We start from the raw sequence: 17,072 nt of genomic DNA, 5'->3' as shown, positions 1-17,072 counted from the left end.
GATGCCTCAGATTTCGAAGATCTCGCACCAGCTATGAAGCGGCCGGCGAACGCCTTGGATGAGGGTCGAATACAGGTAGCCCATCCCATCGCGCAAATTCCCGCGCGCGCCTGTGAGCGGCCCCGCGCCGGCGTTGGTGCCGTTGTCGTACGCATAGCGAACCTTGAAGCCTGCAGGCAAGTCAGCACCAGCGACGATCTTCACCCGCGTGGGGCCTGCAAGCTCGACTGACGCGATGGGGATCGCGGTGCCGACGCTGTCGACGAGGGAGAAGCCGTAGTTCCCCGGGTTTGTCACCATGCTTGTGTCGAGCACAAGAGGCCGCACGGGCACATCGAAAATCACGACGACCGCGCGACCCTGGCTGATCTTGCGCACCGGCTTGAGCCATTTCCACGGCTTGCCGTCGATCAGCACACGCTTGCGCCACAGACCGAAGTACGCGCCAAACCACTTGTAGCTCTCCGGATACAGGTGAACCTGATCCCGGTAGTTGAAAAAGTATTCCGGCGTGATGAGAAACCGCGTCACGCCGTCGCATACATCGGCCTGGGCTAGAGCCACCAGCGGGGGCTTGCTATAGACAGAATGGCTCGCGGTCTGCGAGATGGCCATGAGCACTGGCTCTGTGCGTCCGGTGCGCGCTCTGATATCCGCGTCGAGGTTCGCATGCAGCGTAGTCAGGCGCGATGCGTACTCTTCACGAGCCATCCCACCGGCCGTGTCTGCGGGGCCATGAATCCAGTTGACGTGTCGAGCAACCATCGGCCGCCCGTCGGCGTCGGCGATAGCCTTGACGCGATCCACGACAGACAGCAGCCCCTGGTAGTTCGAGCCCGCGGTGTTTCCGAGGTTCGTGATGTTGACGCCATCCCCGCCACAGGCAGCGCCGACAAGATGCCAGGCGTGGTCGGTCCACTTAACTTCGTTCTCGGTCTCGATCAGGGCGTTGCACATCTCAGCCATGCCGGAGAGGGGCGTTTCGACGCCCGCAGCAGTTCCAGTTGTCACTGCTTCGACCATCGGGACAAGCGTCTCGCCCGTGTATGGCGCCCGGCCGAAGGTGCGAATCCCACCGGACAGCATGAGCGATCCATAGGGCTGCGTCGTGCTGATCGCGGCTTGCCCAGATGAGATGCCACTTGAAAGGGACTGCCCGTACGCAATGGCAAGCTCTAGCTCATAGTCTTCGATGAACTCGCCGCGGCGTAGCTCGGCGACTGCGGATGCGATGGCGTTGATGCGCGTCTTCAATGCGCGCGAAGGGATCGAGTCGAACTCGCCCGTTTTGAGGATCTTGGCGATCTCATTGCCAGTTAGCGGATCGCGCAGCACAAGCAGTGAATCCGTCAGCGCGCCAGGCTCCACAGCAAACGGCGCGAGGGCAGCGGTGTTGGCATCGACGGATGCTCGAAGAGCGCGCATCGGCAAGCTGTCGGGCATGCCCGTCTTGTCGATCCCGAAGATGGTGTTCTCCGTCGCAGGATCTGCAATGGTCAGCAGATACCGGGAGAGCAGAGTGTTCAGGACCTGGAAGCTTGCGTCGAACTCACCAGCGGGCAGGAGTGAGTAGAGAAAGTTGGCCGTGGTCGGCCCCGTCCGCTGGAACATGGATTGACGCGGCAAGGGGGTAACTCCGTCCGAGCCGAGTCCGCCCTTTTTGACTTGAAAGAAGCTGGCCGGGCCGCTCGTGTCACCGCTCAAGCCGACGCCAATGGGGAACGATTCTTGAACGCCCGCGCCGGATTGCGCAGCCTGCGCGTAGAGCGCGGCGTCATCTCGCGCGCCCTCCACAACCTGACGAATCGTTTCCGTCGCGATGCGCTCAGCCGCAGCGCCTTCCATTGATGTACTTGCCGAAGATGCGGCATCAAGTGCATCTTGGCGCAACTGCTGAAGCTCAGGCGTGGTGACCAACTCACCCGCATACTTCCACTCCGTGCCGTTCCAGACATAGAGCTTCGAGCCGGCAACGATGTAGCCATCACCTGCCGTATTGCCTTCGGTAGGCAGATCTTCGACGGCATCCTCCGAGCCCTTGAGCACCAGCCCCCGCCCCTGCAGGTCGCCGGCCTGCCACGCCTGCCAGATGTCCCCGAACTCGTTCAGGATCTGCTGCATCGCCGCTAGCGCATCGGGCACGTAGCCCTGCGTGGGTACCAGGGCATAGCCGATGCCTGCGCCGCCGGCGCCGCTGTAGGGCAGCGCCAGCTCCAGCTGCGTGTCGCTGTTGATGCTCTTCACCTCCAGGGCCTGGCCTGGGAGGGAGAGGAGGTCGCCCGCCCGGGCGTACTTCACCCAGGCCGTGCCCGCCCCGACCACAGTGGCGGAGCCAGTCGTCAGCGTGATGGTGCCGGCGCGATACCAGGCCATCAGTCACCCTCCGACGCCGCCGGCGCTTCGGCGCGCACGGCCGTGGCGCCCGCCAGCACGTTCTCTTCGCCCTGGGCCGCCAGGATCTGCTCGTAGATCCACTGGGCGTTGTCGCCCTGGGGCACGGCCTTGATCGCCACCTGCACGGTGCTGACGTGTTGCTTGGCGGTGCGCGAGCTGAAGGAGCCGAGCGTGGCCACGGTGCTCTCCTGCACGAAGTTGATCTGGCAGAAGAACAGCTTGTGGAAGAGCAGCGGCGCTTCGGTGCGCGGGCAGGTGATGGCCTTCTCCAGGCCGATGATCGGTGCGGGGGCAGGGGTGCTCATGGGTCACTCCGAGGAGGGTGGAGGGGATGGCTCGGGCAGCGGCGGCCACGCGACGGCCAGGACTTCCTCGCGCGTGGCGGCGGCCTGGATCGCATCGCGCAGGGCCTGCCGCGTGCCCACCAGCTGCTGGCTGGCCGTCTGGAAGGCCTGCACGGCAGCCAGCGTCAGCGCGCGCATCTGGGCCGGCTCGATGCCGCGCGCCGCGGCGATGCCGTCCAGATAAGGCGTGGGGGCCGCCTGGTCGGCGGCCCACGCCAGGGCTTCGCGCTCCTGGCTCGGCCAGGTGCGCTGTTCGAAGTCGGGATAGCCGGCCGTCAGCGCCGCGGCGCGCCGCCGGCCCTCGGCGTTGATGCCCGCCAGCTGGGCGGCGCGCAGCTCGTCCAGCGTGCGCGGATCGATCCAAACATGCGTGGGCCAGTCGAAGACGTGCGCAGCGCTCGGCCGGGGCGGCATCGGCACCCACGTCTCCGCCACCAGGTCGCGGTAGTGCGCCTCGCTCGGGGGCAGCTCGTCCACCACGGTGCAGCCGGGTTCGGCATGCGGGCGCTGCGGCGCCATGGTGCCCATGAGCACGCGGCCGCAGGCGTCGACGACGGAGTAGGGCGCGAGCATCGTCAGGCCTTCTTCTTCGCGATGAAGAGCAGCACCGTGATGTGGCCGCCGTCCGTGGTGGTCGCGGTGCAACCGTGGCCGCCTTCGGTGCAGGTGAAGACGCTGCCCATGGAGCCCGAGGGGCTGCGCCAGGCATTCGAGCCGCCTTCTCCAACGTCAATCCACTGGGCTTCCTGGTACACGGTGGCGTCAGGCGCCCCGGTGAGCGTGCGCACGTGGACGGCGGGCGTGGTGGTCTGGCTGTCCGTCTGGCGGAAGAAGGCCAGCGCCATCACCTCCCACACCTGGCCCGCAGGCACGGTGAAGCCGATGGACACGGTGCTGTAGCCCACCGCCCACGCGGGCTGGATGATGGCGTTCCCGGCCACCTTCAACGTGCTGATGTCGGCATCCCGAATCCGCGCCACGTCGATGTACGTCACGCCGTCCTCGACCTTGAAGGGGGCGAAGAGCCCGGTGCCGCCCAGGTCGTTGGCCACCCGGAAGCTGCTGGCCAGCACCACCACCTCGCTCTGCACGTCGCTGCCGCCGCTGGAACTGCTCACACCGATGCGGATGCCGGCCATGGCTCGCTTGCCCGTGCTGCCCACGATCTCGGTCTTGATGAGCGACTGCGCCGCCAGGTTGCCGTCCAGCGTGGCAATGGTGGTGCTCTGGCTGCTCACCGTGGCCGACAGCGTGCCGATGGGCCCCACGCTGCTGGTCAGATAGGTGTTGTTCTGCGCCACGGCGGAATTCACCGTGGCCTCCACCTCGATCTGGTTGACGTACGCCGCCTCGATGTCGTCGACGCGGGCCACCACCGTGGTGATGCTGCTGGCCAGCGCCGTGTCGGCCGTGGCGCGCACCGTCTTCTCCTCCAGGATGTCCGCCCGGGCCTCGTCCAGGCCGACGCTCAGCAGACTGATCTGGCTGGCCATGGCTTCGTCCGCCGTCACCAGCAGCTCCACCTGCTCGACATACAGCGCGTAGTTGTTGTCCACCTTCGCTTCGAGGATGTTCACCTGCCGCTTCGTCTGCTTGCGGGCCTCGCTCACGGCGGCTTCGCTGCGCAGCACGCCGTTCAGGCCCAGTGCGGCCAGCTCGTCGCGGAACTGGATCGCCAGCGTGTCCACCCGCTCGATGTACTGCCCCAGCTCCGGAATCTGGTCGAAGTAGGGCAGCAGCATCACCGAGCGCGAGCCCCAGTCGCTCGTGTTGCCGGCCACGTCGACGGCCTGCACGTGGTACCAAACCAGCACGTCGCTGTCGGGCTCCATGCGCTGGAGCGACGTGGCCGGCGTCCGGCCGACTTCTTCGGCCGTCGCCTCCAAGTCGCCCAGCTTCACCACGTAGCGCGCCACCGGCTGGGTGGTGCGGCAGTCCTGCCACGCCAGGTTCACCGTGCGGCCCATGGCCACGCCGGCGACTGTGGGCGTGTCGGGGTCCAGCACTTCGAGCGTGGCCGAGACAGGCGTGCTCACCTCGCCGGCCGTGTTCTTGTGCTGGGCCCACACGCGCAGCGTGCCCGCCGGCATCCAGCCCAGCCGCCACGAGTCCGCCTTGCCCTCGAAGAGCGGCACGCCGTCTTCCCAGGTGTCGCCCTTGCGCAGCGCCGTGGTCGACCAGTCCACGCCCGCCAGGGCCTGCGGCAGGGTCCAGCTGGCGTAGATCCCGTCATCGCCGACCGTCAGCGCCAGGCCGGCCACGTCCTCGGGCTGCACGGCGGCCACGTGATAGGTGATGCGGCCGGCCTCGCCGGCACGCCCCAGGCTGTCGAAGACGCGGATCTCGATCTGCCAGGTCTGATCGCGCTGGGCCTGCAGCGTGTACGACTGCACCACCACGTCGCCGGCGACCTGGCGCAGCTCGGCACCGTCCACGCCCACCCACACCTGGGCCACGGCGAAGGCGCCGCGCACCTCCCACAGCACGTGCAGCAGGGTCACCCACGCTTCGCCCTGCCGCTCCTGCTCCGGCACCACGCGCAGGGCCTGCACCTTGGGCAGGTCCTGGGCCAGCAAGCTGTTGTCCGGCGGCGGCGCATAGATGCCGTTCCAGACGTAGTTCCAGAACTCGGGCGACTCCGGCACCAGCGACACCTTGGCGCCGTCCAGGTTGCCCTGTGGCGACACGTCGGCCACGCGCAGCTTCTGCCCGGGGGTGGCCTTGAAGTCGTAGATCCAGACGGTGTCGTGCGCGGGGTTGTCGGCCGTGCCCGGCAGCGCGGCGCCGGCCGGCCAGGCGCCCGCCAGCACCAGGGTGCGCGTCTCGCCCGTGAAGGCGGCCACAGCGAACACGCGGTAGCCGGTCTCCCCAGGAAGGCGAAGCCCCACGTAGCGGCTGGTCGCGCCGGTGGGCGAGACGGCCGGCACCAGGTCATCCAGCGTCAGCGTCACGATGCCGCCGCCGTCGCGGCTGAAGCCATTCAGGCGGCCGCTGTAGCCCCACTGGGTCAGGTCGTGGCTTACCGCCATCACGGTGCCGCGGCGGAACACCAGGTGCTCCAGGTCCACGTCGCAGGCCACAGTCTTGCGCTGGTAGACGTTCTGGGCCATCGCAAAGCGGGCCAGCAGCGCGGCATGCGCCTCGGTGGTCACGCCCTGCAGCTGCACGCGCGCCGTCTGCGTGGGGTTCACCACGCCCGGGGCCAGCACGCGGATGCTCTGCCAGGTGTGTTCCCGCTCCCGGTCGAAATACTGGTACTCCAGCTCGTCGGCCGTGGCCAGCGTGTCGTAGGTCACGCTGAAGCTCTTGGCCTTGATCGTGCCCATGTTCAGCACGCCCTCGATGGGATCGTCGTCGCTGAACCAGATCACGCCCAGCTTGCCGGTGTGCCAGCTCTTGGAGCCCATGCCCGCCGCGGCGATGGTGTCGATCAGGTCGCCGATCGACATCGTCTCCTGCAGGAAGAAGTCGAACTTGAAGCCCTTCACCGCGCAGAACACCATGAAGCCCTTCAGGCTCTCGATGTCGATCTGCTCGTCGGGCAGGCCCAGGCCGGCCACCAGCTCGCCGTCCTCGTAGATGCCGCGGGCCAGCATCAGGATCTGCGCGCCGGGGTTGGACAGGCCGTTATCCCGGTTCGTGGCCGTGGTCCAGGCGGCGCCGTTCCAGAAGGGGATGGAGCGCGCCACCGCCATCCAGTTGAGCGTGTCCACGCTGCCGTTGAGCTGCCCACTGGCCTTGATCTGCAGGCCCACGCGGCCTTGGCCGCCGTAGCTCGCCGTGTCCTGCTGGTAGCTCTTCAGGCCCACCCAGGTGGTGACCATCTGCACGCTGCTGAAGCCGCTGGGGTAGTCGGCGTTGAACTTGCGCACCCGCACCTCGTACTGCCCCAGCGGCACGCTGCGGCGCAGAGTGTGGCGGGCCGGCTTGCTGCCGTAGGTGCCCCAGGCCACGGCGTCGTTCTCGTTCACCCCGTCCCAGAAGCGCGTCCAGTCGCTGCCGCCCACCGGGCGGAACTCCATCTGCAGCTCGATCACCAGGAGGATGAAGAGCCCGTTCTGCGGATTGGTGGCGGTTCCGATCAGCTCGAAGTCGAGCGCGATCTGCATCGTGTTCGGGCTCGTGGTCCGCATCACCCACGCGCCGGGCCCGCCTTCGGCCGTCAGCACCGCGCCGGCCACGGTGTCCACGTTGCCGTACATGGCTGGCAACCCGGTGTTGCCCGTGCTGAAGCCGTCATAGCTCAGCGTCACGCCGCTGTAGCCGTCGATGCTGGTGGAGCCCAGGCGCAGGCTGTGCACGTGGCCGCAGTTCAGGCCGGCATGGAAGACCTGGAGCAGGTATTGATCGTCGCCCTCGAAGAACACGAAGGGCTGCGCGGCCAGGTCGGGCACGCAGTAGGGCTCACCCAGCACCAGGCCCATGGGCTCGAAGGGGCGCGTGCTGTTGCGGCCGCCCTGCAGGCTGTAGGTCAGGCCCTGGGTGGCGTTGCTCAGCTGCTTCTGGGCCTTGGGTGCCAGCAGCTTCGAGACGATCATGGAGCCAGCGATGGAGAAGATCGCCGTCCACCCTGCTGCGCCGATGCCCCATGTGCCCGCCATAGCTGCGCCGGCGTAGGGCGCGAATATCGCGATCACGATGGCCGCGATGTAGCCGATGTACTCCTTGCCGGGCGCCCGGCGCGCCTCGATCAGCATGCCCGGCTTCGGCCTCAGCCGGTGCCACATCGCCGGCGGCACGGCCAGGCCGCCCACAGTCACCGCCCAGCGCTCGGCCGGCAGCACGCCCTGGCGGGCCAGCAGGTCGGCCAGCGTCTCGCCCGGCACCAGGGCCGCATGGCGCACGTCCAGCACGCGCTGGCCCGCCAGCGTGATCGGGTGGGGCGTGACGATCAGCGCCGGCACCTTGGCCGCCTGCACGGCCTCCGGCGCGTCGGGTGCGTCCGGCACCACCCGGGCCTGCACCTCCAGCACGTCGTCCGGGTCCGGCCGCCTCACAGTGCCTCCCGCCACTGGTAGAAGCCTTCCACGCGCATGCCGCGCCGGCGCAGGTCCGCCAGCCGCTGCAGGTGGGCCGAGCCCAGGGCGTGGCTGTTGTGCAGCACCCAGGTCTCGCCGGCGGACTGGAACACGGTGCCGATGTGCCACAGCTCCGCGCCCGCGTCGTCGGCGGTCAGCAGCAGCACGCCGCAGCCCGTCTGCGGCGCCTCGATCCGGTCGGCCAGCTCGTCGCGCAGCGCGCGGATCTGCGCCGCCTGGCCGCGGGCCCCCATCGGCCGGCGCCGGTGCAGCGGCAGGGTCACCAGTCGGTCCCACAGCTCCCACTGCACCTTCACGGCCAGGTCGGCGCAGTCGAACTCTCCATCCAGGTAGGGCAGGCCCACGTAGGCCTGGGCGCGCCGGAGCATCTCGTCCATGCCCATCACCCCGGGAAGACGGCCGGCGCCGTGCGCGGGTCGAAGCGCACGCGCACCGCCGGCAGGCGCATCACGTCATCCGGCCCCATCGACGCGGAAACGCTCTGCACGGTTGCCCGCACCGACGACAGCGGCGAGGTGAAGGCGTATTCCACCGTGTCCGGCGAGCCGCGGTACACGATGGAGATGGTGGCCGTCAGCACCGCGCCCGGCGGCAGGCGTTCCAGCTCGGCCGTCAGTTCGCGGCCCACGTTGTCCACCTGCAGCTGGGCGCGCGGGATCTCCTTGCTCTTGTCCTGCGGCAGGGTCACCGCAAAGGGCAGGGCGATGTAGTCGATGCCGCGGCTGGTGAGCCCGCGCGTGTCGTTGACGATGTGGACCGGCCCCGACAGGGAGGGATGGTCGATGTCCAGCAGCACCAGCATGCCGCCGGTGTCGTCCACGCGCTGCAGGGCGCGCACAGTGCTGGGAGTCAAGCTCATGGCCCGGCACCTTAGGTGCCGCGGCAGGACGAAAAAAGGGGGCCAATCGGCCCCCAGAGTGCACGGCGTGCCGGCGCTATTCGCCCGCCGGCGGCCCCTGGAGTGGCGCACCACCCAGCTCGAAGCCCTCGAGCACCGCCTGGGTGTGGGCCATGGGCTCGGCCGCCTTGGTGGACTTCCAATAGGACCGGTTCATGAGCTTCGGCGCCTGCGGATGGTCCGTGGCGTGGATCATGTAGTACATCACCCGACCTTCGCTGCCGCGGTCGTGGATGGGCCACGCCAGGGCCTTCTTGTAGCCCAGCTCCCGCTGAAAGCGGTCCACGAACAGCTCGGCCACGTCGACCTGCCGTGCATTCCGCACGATGTCCACGTCGTCACGGCCCCACCAGGCCCGCAGCTTGTCCTCCTGCTTGGTGGTTCGCGACATCGCCCGGTTGAGCCAGCCTACGGGCACGAAGTAGAACAGCTCGATCTTCGACAGCGACTTGTAAGCCGCCAGCTTCTCCACCGTCTTCCACTGGCATTCGAAGGTGCGCTGGTCCAGCAGGCAGAAGGTTGCCTCGCGCTCGCCGATGTTGTCTGGGGTCAGGATCGAGTCGACCACCACGTTGAAGTCGCCGCCGAGGATCTCGATCTTCCGCTTGTCGCCGGCGTCCCGGCGCTCCTGCTTCAGTTGTTCCAGGCGGCCCACCTGGGCGGGGGATAGATCGCAGAGCATGAAGCGCCTGATCCATGGCGGCTTGATCTCCAGCACACGCTTGGCCGACCAGGAATCGTCGTTGTATTCCTCGACCTGGGGGCCGGCGAAGCCATCGATGTACGTCCCATGGTGCGTGACCATGATGAAGTGGTAGACGTACTGCTGAATCAGCTTCGACTTGTTCTCGGTCCACACCGGATAGCCATCGAAGGCGCTCTTCCGGAAGGTGGACGGCATCTCAACCACGCCGCCGGCAGTCTGCGGCGGGTCGGTCAGCTCGTCGGCGTCGAAAAGCTTCAGGCTGTGTGTGTCAGGCCCCTTGTCGCGGGGAATTGATCCCATGTGCGTCCTCGAAGAATGCGCCCTGCGGCGGTCTTGCCAACACTGACGACAGGCACGGCCTCTCTACCGCGGTAGAAGCGGACGACCTTCTTCTCCGGCAGGCCTTGCGGAAGTGCAAGGGGATCGACCGGAGCCCAGTGCCCCCATTGCTTGAAGTGAAAGGGCACGCCCGCGTCGGCACACTGCTTCTGCAGCGCCTCCGGCCACGCTGGGTTCATCGGTCTTGCACCGTGCCCGCTCTCACCACCCGCAATCACCCAGTCGACACGCACGCCTGCGGCATTCGGCTGCAGGTAGGCGGTCAGATCCAACTCACTTAGAAGGGGCTCGCACGACACGAAGCGCACCGAGGGCGTGTCGAACTCGAGCAGGTAGCGCAGCCGCTTCTTGGCGTATTCGGCGTTTTCCACCGTGGTGCCGAGCCACACGTGCTTTGGCAACTTGTAGCCCTTGGGCAGCAGCTTCTTCACCAGGTGGATGCGCTTCGTCAGCAGCAGCCAGTCCAGCATGGGCGTGGCCTCGATCAGGTCCAGCAGGCGCTTGCGGGGCTCGATCAGGTCGTCGCGGTTTTCGAACACATCCGCCATGGAGGCGCAGAACACCCGGCGGCGCACGCCTTCGGCCTCCGCGTCGCGGTTCCACTTCAGCGGTTCTTTCCAATGAGCGTCGCCGAAGAAGCGGCGGCCCGTTTCGGGGCCCCAGACGTCCGAGCCAACGCGCTTGGCCCAGGCTTCGGCGTAGCAGTGATCGCAGGCCGGCGACACCTTGACGCAACCCCACCAGGGGTTGAACGTGTGGTGCGTCCACTCGATGCGTGAATCCTTGGCCATGTTCAGTCCAGTCTATGTGTTGGGGGCACGGCCGCTATCGGCCGAAAGGTAGGGGCGCCGCCGCCATTGTCCGGTGAGCAGCGCGGGCGGCGCTCCCAGTCGGATCAGGCCGCAGCGCCCTTCGTGGCGTTGGCCAGTGCGCCGGCGCGGGCGCGCCAGCCTTCCACGTTGAGCATGGCCGCCAGGTCGGCCGCCACGTTGTCCATCGACAGGCAGATGGGCTCCACCAGCTCGCGCAGGTTGCCGGCCTGCAGCTCGTGGCCGGGGGCGCAGCCCTCCAGCAGCTGGGCCAGGCCCTGCAGGGCGCTGCTGGCCCGGGCAGCGTCGTCAGTGACGCCGGAGAGCATGTCGATCAGCTCGATGCTGAGCTGCCGCTGGATCTTGGCGGGGTAGGACTTGAAGGGGGAGGGAGCCCTGACGGACTCGGTGGCGGTGGCAGTGGTAGCCATGGTGTGGCCTCGCAGATGGTCGATTTGCTACAACCACCGCTCCCGCTGTCAAACGAGGGCGGCGGCTCGAACGGGTTGACAGACCGGGACCACTTGCGTAAGCCGGCAGGGCGTGAGCCCTCCCGCCGAGCCGCCAAAACTGGGGCGCGAACGAAAAAGCCGCATTTCAACAGGAAGCGTTGATGCGGCCGACGCGGCAGTGATCTTCGAGCTGTCAAACTCGGCCTGATTCACCATCAGGCACTGCGACTTTACTGCATTAAAGTCGCAGTGATCAACTAGGAGAGGGAACGTTCATGAAGCTGTGGAGGCTGCTGGGGGCTGTTCTCGCTGTCGTTGCGCTGGCGGGATGCGCGGTGGGGCCCGTCGATGCGCAGAGGCTCCAGCAGAGTGCCGCAGATGCGCTGCCCGTCGCAGACAACGCGGTGCGCTTCGTCTCGCCCGTTGAATGGCACGCGAACACGCGCGGCTTCAGCGATGCCAGAAATCTCCGGATGGCTTCGTATCCGAAGTCCGGCGTGATCGTGCTGACGAATCAGAGCATCTACATCGAGCAGTGGGACTCGGATCGCTTCAGCATCCTGAAGCGCATCCCCATTGCCCGGCTGATCGAAGCCTCCATCGACACCTTCGGAGGTGGGGACAGACTGGTGCTGCAGTTGGATGACTACGAGACGCACACCTTCCTGTTCGTCGACAGCTTTTCCATCGTCGTGTCTCGCGGCAAGGCAAGAGAGTTCTGGGCCCTGATGCCGTCGGCGATCAGAAAATAGGGCCTGGGCTACAGCACGGCGCGCAGGTACTCCACCGTCACCTGCCGCTTGCTACGCGCCCAGGTGCCCGTCGCCGGCGTCAGCGCGCCCAGGTCGCCGCCCACGATGCGGGCCTGCACCACGGTGCCGGTGCGTGGGTGGGTGAAGTCGAACCAGGCCAGGCCCTGGCTGTAGAACCAGGTCTCGAAGTCCGCCGCGGCCTGGGCCGTGTTGAAGAACAGCGTCACCGGCACCTCGGTGAGCGCGTCGGCGGCAATGCGGCGCTGCTTGGGCACGCCGCGCTCCATCTCGCTGCGCAGCATGATGGGCGCGGGCTTGTCGGCGCTGTCGGTCCAGCTCAGCCGGACGTAGTCGTGGGGGAAGGCTGCCATGGTCAGCCCACCGCCGTCGACAAGCCGTAGCGGCTTTCCATCGCCCGGCTCATGGATCCCTGGCCCGTGGCCACGCGCTCGGCCATGCGGCCCTCCAGCTGGTCCAGCACCATGTCGATCTGCAGGCCCTGGTCGGTGCGGCGCTGCTGTACCGTGGCGCTGACGGGCTGGCCGTTGTTCGTCACGTTCACCTGCACCGGCAGCGTGACGGCGCCGGCGCCAGCCCCGTGCACGCCCACGCCCAGGGAGCCGTCCGGGCCGCGCTTGAGCGGCATGATGGCCTCGGGCCCGGCCTCTGCGAACACGCCGGCGCCCTTGGCGAAGGCGAAGAACTGCGGGCTGCTGTAGACCTGGCTGCTGAAGGCGGACAGGGAGGGCGAGGTGTAGACGCCGCCCTTGGCGTTCTTGGTCGGATCGGCCAGGATGTTGTTGACCAGGTTGTCCATGCCGGCCTGAGTCTTCGGCCCATACGTGTTGTTGATGCTCATGCCGGCTTCGTCGCCAAGCCATCCGGAGGCGGCGCCCATGATCGACTTCAGCACGCCCGACATGGCCGCGCGGGTCTGGATCCGGATGATGTCCGCAATGATCGAGTTGGCCAGGCTCTTGAAGTCCAGCTTCCCGGTCTGGGCGAACTTCACCAGTGCATCCTCCATGCCCTTGAAGGCGTTGGTGAAGGCGGCTTCGGTCTGGCCGGCCACGTCGGCGGCGCTCGTCTGGTAGTTGTTGAAGGCCTGCAGGGCGCCCAACGCCCAGTTGCCTTGCCGCTCCTTCAGGCCGGCGTAGTAGGCGTCGTGATCCGCCAGCGACTTCTTCAGGGCCAGCTCGATCTCGCGGGCTTCAGCCTGGTAGGCGGCCGAGCCCATCCAGCCGCCCTTTGACGCGCGCTCGGTCAGGTCCTGCTGCAGCTTCACATACCGGTCCTGCAGGTTGAAGGTGGATTCGAGCTGCTCACGCGCCTCGCTGCCCAGGCCGAAGACGGCCAGGCGGCGGTCGTATTGCTGGGTGAGGTTGCGCTGCAGCTCCTCCCGGTTCGCGCGCAGCCCGATCAGCGCCTGCTCGGCGCGCTTGGCCACCTCTTCGCGCTCCTTCTCCTTCTTGGCCTGGGCGTCCTTGATCGCCACCAGGCGCTCGGCCAGCACGTTCTCCTTCAGCTGAGCCTCGATGAGGCCTTCGGCCGCCAGCAGGCTCTTCTGATCGGCCGTCAGGACCTTCTTCTCCTTGAGGTCGGCGATCAGCTGGATGAACTCGGCCTGCTTGCGCTGGGCTTCGGTCAGGCGGTCGGTGCTGGCCAGCTGCGCCAGCGTCGCCGCATTGGAGTCGCGCAGGCCCTGCAGATAGCGGGTGGCTGCGTCGTCGGTGTAGGCCTTGGGGGCGCTGCCTTTCTCGGCCGCGGCCTCGCGAGCCCGGCGCACCTGCTCTTCGATGTCCTTCTCGGGCAACTTCATCGCGCGGCCGGTGGTGCGAATGTTGTCGATCTTCTTTTCGAGCTGCTCCTGCTTGGTCAGGTTGGCCTGAACGATCTTGCTCCACTCCTGATCGGCGGCTTGATAGGCCTTCACCTCGCGAGCGCGGTCACCCTCCGCGGTCGCGGCGCGGCGTTGCAGCAGCTCTACCTCCTTGAGGGCGGCCAGTTGCGCCTGCAGGCCTGCGAGGCGAGTCTGGCCGCTGGCCGAGCGGCCTTCGGTGCCTGTCTGGATGCCGGAGATCTGCCGTTCGAGCGTGGCGATCCTCTCGTTCGTGGACGAGGTTCGGCCGATGCCCAGCATTGCGTCCCATGCCTCCATGGCCCCGTCGCGCACGGCGCGCCAGGCCTTGGTCATGATCCCGGCGTTCTGTTCGACCTGGCGGGCCCGGGTGCTCAGCGCCTGCGCGTAGGCCTCTTGGGCAACAGCGGCAGCGGCTTCCTTCTGGCCCTGTTCCTCCAGGTCCCGGATCCGCTTGTAGGTGCTGATGGAGAGATAGTTCATCTGCTCGTTCAGCTTGGCCGAGGCCTTGGCCGGGTCCTCGCCCAGCCGCACGTATTCCTTGACCGTGTTGGAGATGGCCGTGCCCGTGGCGCGCTCCCATGCGATGGCGGCCACGCCGAGCTTCTCGAACTCGTTGCCGGCGATCTGCCCGCTCGCCGTCAGCTGCTGCAGAACGTCGATGGCTTTGGACTCGGTCGAGATCACCTTGTCCATCCTGGCCGCCATGTCCAACATCTGGGCGGAGGTGGTGCCGGCGTAGTTGCCGGAGAGGATGAGCGCGTCGGCGAGGCCGCGCACTTCGTCCTTGCCCTTGGAGGCCGCATAGCCCACCAGCGCCACGCCGGCCGCGGCCGCGGCGCCGATGCCCACCATGGCGCCCAGCGACAGGTTCAGGCCGCCGGCGGCGTTCGTGAGCGTGCCCAGGCTCCCGGCAGCGCCCTGCAGGTTGCCGGAGGCGAGGTCCTTGCCGAGCTGGACGGCCGCCTGGCCCGCCTGGCCGAGCTGCTCGCCCATCTCGCGCATGGTGGGCGCGGCCTTCTTCGCGTTCTTGTCGGCCGTGTCGAGGCGGCCGCTCATCTCGTCCAGGTTGCGGGCCAGGTTCTTCACCTGGTCGCTGGAGAGCTTCATGCCGTTGGCCAGCTCGACCGTGCCATCGGCGCGGATGATGATTCCGACTTCTTCGACCTGGCTCATGGGCCTCCTTCAATCGCTGGCCAGCACGTCCAGCACCTCGTCTTCGATCATGTCCAGCCGGTGGGCCTGGGCGTCCACCTCGTCCTGGCCCTTGGGGCCGAGCCGGGCCCGCAACTGAGCCCAGTCCAGTCCCACCCAGCCGCCGAGCGGCGCCAGCCGCCAGCAGCGCTGCACGCGCCAGAACAGCGCGATGGCGGGCCAGTTCTCCGGCCACACCGCGAAGGGGCCCGGCGCTGCCGGCGTGTCGTCGCGTCCGCTGTCCTCATCGGCCCAGGCGCCTGCGGCCTCCCACGTTGCCTCATCGATGCCCCAGCGCTGCCGCTCCCTTCGGTCGGCCTCGGCGTCGCGCTTGGGCCGCCTGGCACTGCGGGCCCAGTGCCGGGCGGCCGCCCTCAGTTTTTTTCGGCGGCCACCCCGCGCAGCGCCGCCAGGTAGGTCGCCACCACCGCCGCCGGCGCGCGGTCGACGGCGAGGATGCGGGCCTTCAGCGCAGCGTCGCTCGGCAGCCAGTCGCCGTCATCGCCGCGCACGTCTTCGACCGCGATCAGGGCGTCTGCAGCCAGGTCGGCGTCGGTGCGCGGCTTGCCGCCGGGGGCGAGCCATTCCGCCAGATCTTCGGCGCGGCGGTACCGGAACACGCCCGTGAAGGTGGCGAACACGTAGCGACCATCGGCGGGCACGGGCACCTTGACCTCCCAGCGGAAGTCCTTGGGCTCCACGAGGGCGAAGAACGGGGTCTTGTCGTCAGGCATGGTCAGGTGAGGGTGATCAGGTACTGGTCGTTGCCGGCCTGCGGCTTCAGGTTGTAGGTCGCCGTGACCATCAGGATGCCGCGGTCCTCTTCCTCGGAGAGGGTTACCAGCTGCGCCGCGGCGGCGCCGAACGCCACGCGGTTGCCGGCGACCTGGCCGTGGGTGAGCGACAGGGCACGCACCTGGTTCGTCTCCAGGTCAGCGTAGACGCTGGACTGGGCCACGGTGGGCAGCTCGAACTTCAGGATGGCCTGCGCCTCGGCGTCGGTGGGCACCACGTCTTCGGCGCCAGCGAAGTTGCGGTAGCTGTTCTGCCGGCCGGCGCGGATCTCGACGCGCTGGCACTTGAGCGCCAGGGCGCCCAGGGTGACCACGCTGTTGCTCTTGTTGAAGCCCTGGGGCTTCTGCAGCGTCGGCATCGTGGCGGCCGGCATGGCCTGGTCGGTCGGCGTTTCGTAGGTGCCGAGCAGCGAGAAGTTCGCGCGGGGCACCTTGCCTTCCTCGAACACCCAGTTCACGTCGCCGCGGCAGTAGGTCATGCGCCGCAGGAAGCCGTCGTCGTTCACCAGCAGCGTCGCCGCCTCCATCGCATCGGAGACGGGGTTGAACACCACGCTGGTGGCAGCGGTGACGACGGCGGCGTGGCCGGCGGCGCGGTACATGGCCAGCAGCGGCGCCGGCAGGTTAGTGCCCAGCGGCGTGCCGCCGCCGACCACGGGCAGGGTGAAGCTGCAGCGGCGCGACAGGCTCACGGTGAAGCTGTCCTTGGCGCCGTAGTAGCCCGCGGCGTACTTGAACTCGTCGGTGACGGGCTCGGCGGCGTTGTCCCACTTGAAGTCGACGGCCATGAGGGCGTCGGTGGCCGGGTTGGGCACGGCCGGCGTGCCGGGCGTGGCCTCCACCTTCACCTGGACGAGGCGGCGGTTAGTTTTCATCGCTGGTTCCTTCGGGTTGTGCGGTGGGCGCCGGTGGCGCCGCGGCGGGGTCGGGCAGGCCCTCCAGCTGGGTCAGGGTGTTCGCGGCGGGGTCGAGCTGGTAGACGCCGCCGCGGTCGGGTACCGGTGCACCCGGTGTGGCGGTGGAGGTGTCGGGGCTGGTTCTCTTGGGCATGGGTCTTCCTGGAAGTGCGAAGGTGCTCAGGCGGCCTTCTTGACCTTCTCGACGGTGCGCAGGCTGCCCAGGCCCAGCATGCCCAGCAGTAGGGGCCACAACTCGGCGGTGTCGATTTCGGGCAGGGTCACCGGATGGCCGATGGCCTGGCACAGCATGAACAGGGCGGGGCCACCGATGTACTTGAAGGCCACGGCCAGCCCGCACGTCCAGCCGACGAAGGGCCGCCAGCCGGCGACGAAGAGGCGCGTGCTGGCGGCCTCGATCCGGTTGACCTCCGTTTGGGCCGTGGCCATGGCCACGTCGGCCTTGAGCTGTTCCAGGTCCCCTTGCTGGGCAAGCTCGACCAGGCGGAGCTTGGCGGCGTCGGCGGCCGTCTTGTCCGGCAGCACCTTGTCGAAGATCTGCGTGATGAACGGCAGGAGCTGAAGCAGGGCGCCCAT

Annotated in this window: 17 protein-coding genes; 1 reads left to right on the top strand and 16 read right to left on the bottom strand. The window is 67.9% G+C overall.

Annotation, left to right across the window (positions count from 1 at the left end; all coding sequences use genetic code 11):
• Positions 1-6 precede the first annotated feature (6 nt).
• The 9 genes from DFR41_RS13300 to DFR41_RS13260 all read right to left on the bottom strand — a co-directional run bounded on the left by DFR41_RS13300 (position 7) and on the right by DFR41_RS13260 (position 10,960).
• Entirely contained in the window at positions 7-2,373 is a 2,367-nt protein-coding gene (locus DFR41_RS13300; protein WP_114803021.1) for a hypothetical protein, read from the bottom strand.
• Positions 2,373-2,699, bottom strand: coding sequence for a hypothetical protein (locus tag DFR41_RS13295; protein WP_114803020.1), 327 nt, complete (start codon positions 2,697-2,699; stop codon positions 2,373-2,375). The genes DFR41_RS13300 and DFR41_RS13295 overlap by 1 nt, the downstream gene beginning before the upstream one ends.
• A gap of 3 nt (positions 2,700-2,702) precedes the next feature.
• The gene (locus tag DFR41_RS13290) at positions 2,703-3,311 is read right to left on the bottom strand and encodes a hypothetical protein (RefSeq protein ID WP_114803019.1); all 609 of its coding nucleotides are present in this window, start codon (positions 3,309-3,311) and stop codon (positions 2,703-2,705) included.
• Positions 3,312-3,313: 2 nt separating this feature from the next.
• Positions 3,314-7,735 (bottom strand): host specificity factor TipJ family phage tail protein, encoded by a 4,422-nt coding sequence (locus DFR41_RS13285; protein WP_147284352.1) that lies wholly within the window; start codon positions 7,733-7,735, stop codon positions 3,314-3,316.
• A complete protein-coding gene (locus DFR41_RS13280; RefSeq protein ID WP_147284351.1) occupies positions 7,732-8,154 on the bottom strand; it encodes a hypothetical protein in 423 nt (140 codons plus the stop codon). Before DFR41_RS13280 ends, DFR41_RS13285 begins: the two co-directional genes overlap by 4 nt.
• Positions 8,155-8,159: 5 nt before the next feature.
• Positions 8,160-8,636 carry a DUF1833 family protein gene (locus tag DFR41_RS13275; RefSeq protein ID WP_114803016.1) on the bottom strand — a complete coding sequence of 159 codons (477 nt, stop codon included), beginning with the start codon at positions 8,634-8,636 and terminating at the stop codon, positions 8,160-8,162.
• 76 nt (positions 8,637-8,712) lie between these two features.
• Positions 8,713-9,681: a three-Cys-motif partner protein TcmP gene (tcmP, locus tag DFR41_RS13270; RefSeq protein WP_114803015.1), complete on the bottom strand. Its 969-nt coding sequence runs from the start codon at positions 9,679-9,681 to the stop codon at positions 8,713-8,715.
• Entirely contained in the window at positions 9,636-10,511 is an 876-nt protein-coding gene (locus tag DFR41_RS13265; protein WP_114803119.1) for a DUF5131 family protein, read from the bottom strand. Before DFR41_RS13265 ends, tcmP begins: the two co-directional genes overlap by 46 nt.
• Before the next feature lie 104 nt (positions 10,512-10,615).
• Positions 10,616-10,960 (bottom strand): hypothetical protein, encoded by a 345-nt coding sequence (locus DFR41_RS13260; protein ID WP_114803014.1) that lies wholly within the window; start codon positions 10,958-10,960, stop codon positions 10,616-10,618.
• Positions 10,961-11,256: 296 nt separating this feature from the next.
• On the opposite strand from DFR41_RS13260, the gene DFR41_RS13255 reads away from it, so the two are divergent.
• Positions 11,257-11,733 carry a hypothetical protein gene (locus DFR41_RS13255; RefSeq protein WP_114803013.1) on the top strand — a complete coding sequence of 159 codons (477 nt, stop codon included), beginning with the start codon at positions 11,257-11,259 and terminating at the stop codon, positions 11,731-11,733.
• A gap of 8 nt (positions 11,734-11,741) precedes the next feature.
• Here the strand turns inward: DFR41_RS13255 and DFR41_RS13250 are convergent, their stop codons facing one another.
• From DFR41_RS13250 to DFR41_RS13225, 7 genes are all read right to left on the bottom strand, one after another.
• Positions 11,742-12,104, bottom strand: a complete 363-nt coding sequence (locus DFR41_RS13250) for a hypothetical protein (RefSeq protein ID WP_114803012.1) — start codon at positions 12,102-12,104, stop codon at positions 11,742-11,744.
• Positions 12,105-12,106: 2 nt separating this feature from the next.
• Complete coding sequence (locus DFR41_RS13245; protein ID WP_114803011.1) at positions 12,107-14,767, bottom strand: phage tail tape measure protein; 2,661 nt, start codon at positions 14,765-14,767, stop codon at positions 12,107-12,109.
• A 9-nt stretch (positions 14,768-14,776) separates the two neighbouring features.
• Complete coding sequence (locus DFR41_RS27700) at positions 14,777-15,073, bottom strand: DUF1799 domain-containing protein (protein ID WP_280525157.1); 297 nt, start codon at positions 15,071-15,073, stop codon at positions 14,777-14,779.
• A gap of 86 nt (positions 15,074-15,159) precedes the next feature.
• The gene (locus DFR41_RS27370) at positions 15,160-15,519 is read right to left on the bottom strand and encodes a hypothetical protein (protein ID WP_147284350.1); all 360 of its coding nucleotides are present in this window, start codon (positions 15,517-15,519) and stop codon (positions 15,160-15,162) included.
• 2 nt (positions 15,520-15,521) lie between these two features.
• On the bottom strand, positions 15,522-16,454 hold the full coding sequence (locus DFR41_RS13235; protein ID WP_147284349.1) for a phage tail tube protein: 933 nt from the start codon (positions 16,452-16,454) through the stop codon (positions 15,522-15,524).
• On the bottom strand, positions 16,444-16,629 hold the full coding sequence (locus DFR41_RS13230) for a hypothetical protein (RefSeq protein WP_114803008.1): 186 nt from the start codon (positions 16,627-16,629) through the stop codon (positions 16,444-16,446). Before DFR41_RS13230 ends, DFR41_RS13235 begins: the two co-directional genes overlap by 11 nt.
• Before the next feature lie 26 nt (positions 16,630-16,655).
• Positions 16,656-17,072: a 3TM-type holin gene (locus DFR41_RS13225; protein ID WP_114803007.1), complete on the bottom strand. Its 417-nt coding sequence runs from the start codon at positions 17,070-17,072 to the stop codon at positions 16,656-16,658.

The sequence above is a fragment of the Pseudacidovorax intermedius genome, from assembly GCF_003350475.1.
In the GTDB taxonomy this organism is placed as follows: domain Bacteria; phylum Pseudomonadota; class Gammaproteobacteria; order Burkholderiales; family Burkholderiaceae_C; genus Xenophilus; species Xenophilus intermedius.
This window is presented reverse-complemented; position numbering and strand designations above follow the sequence as displayed.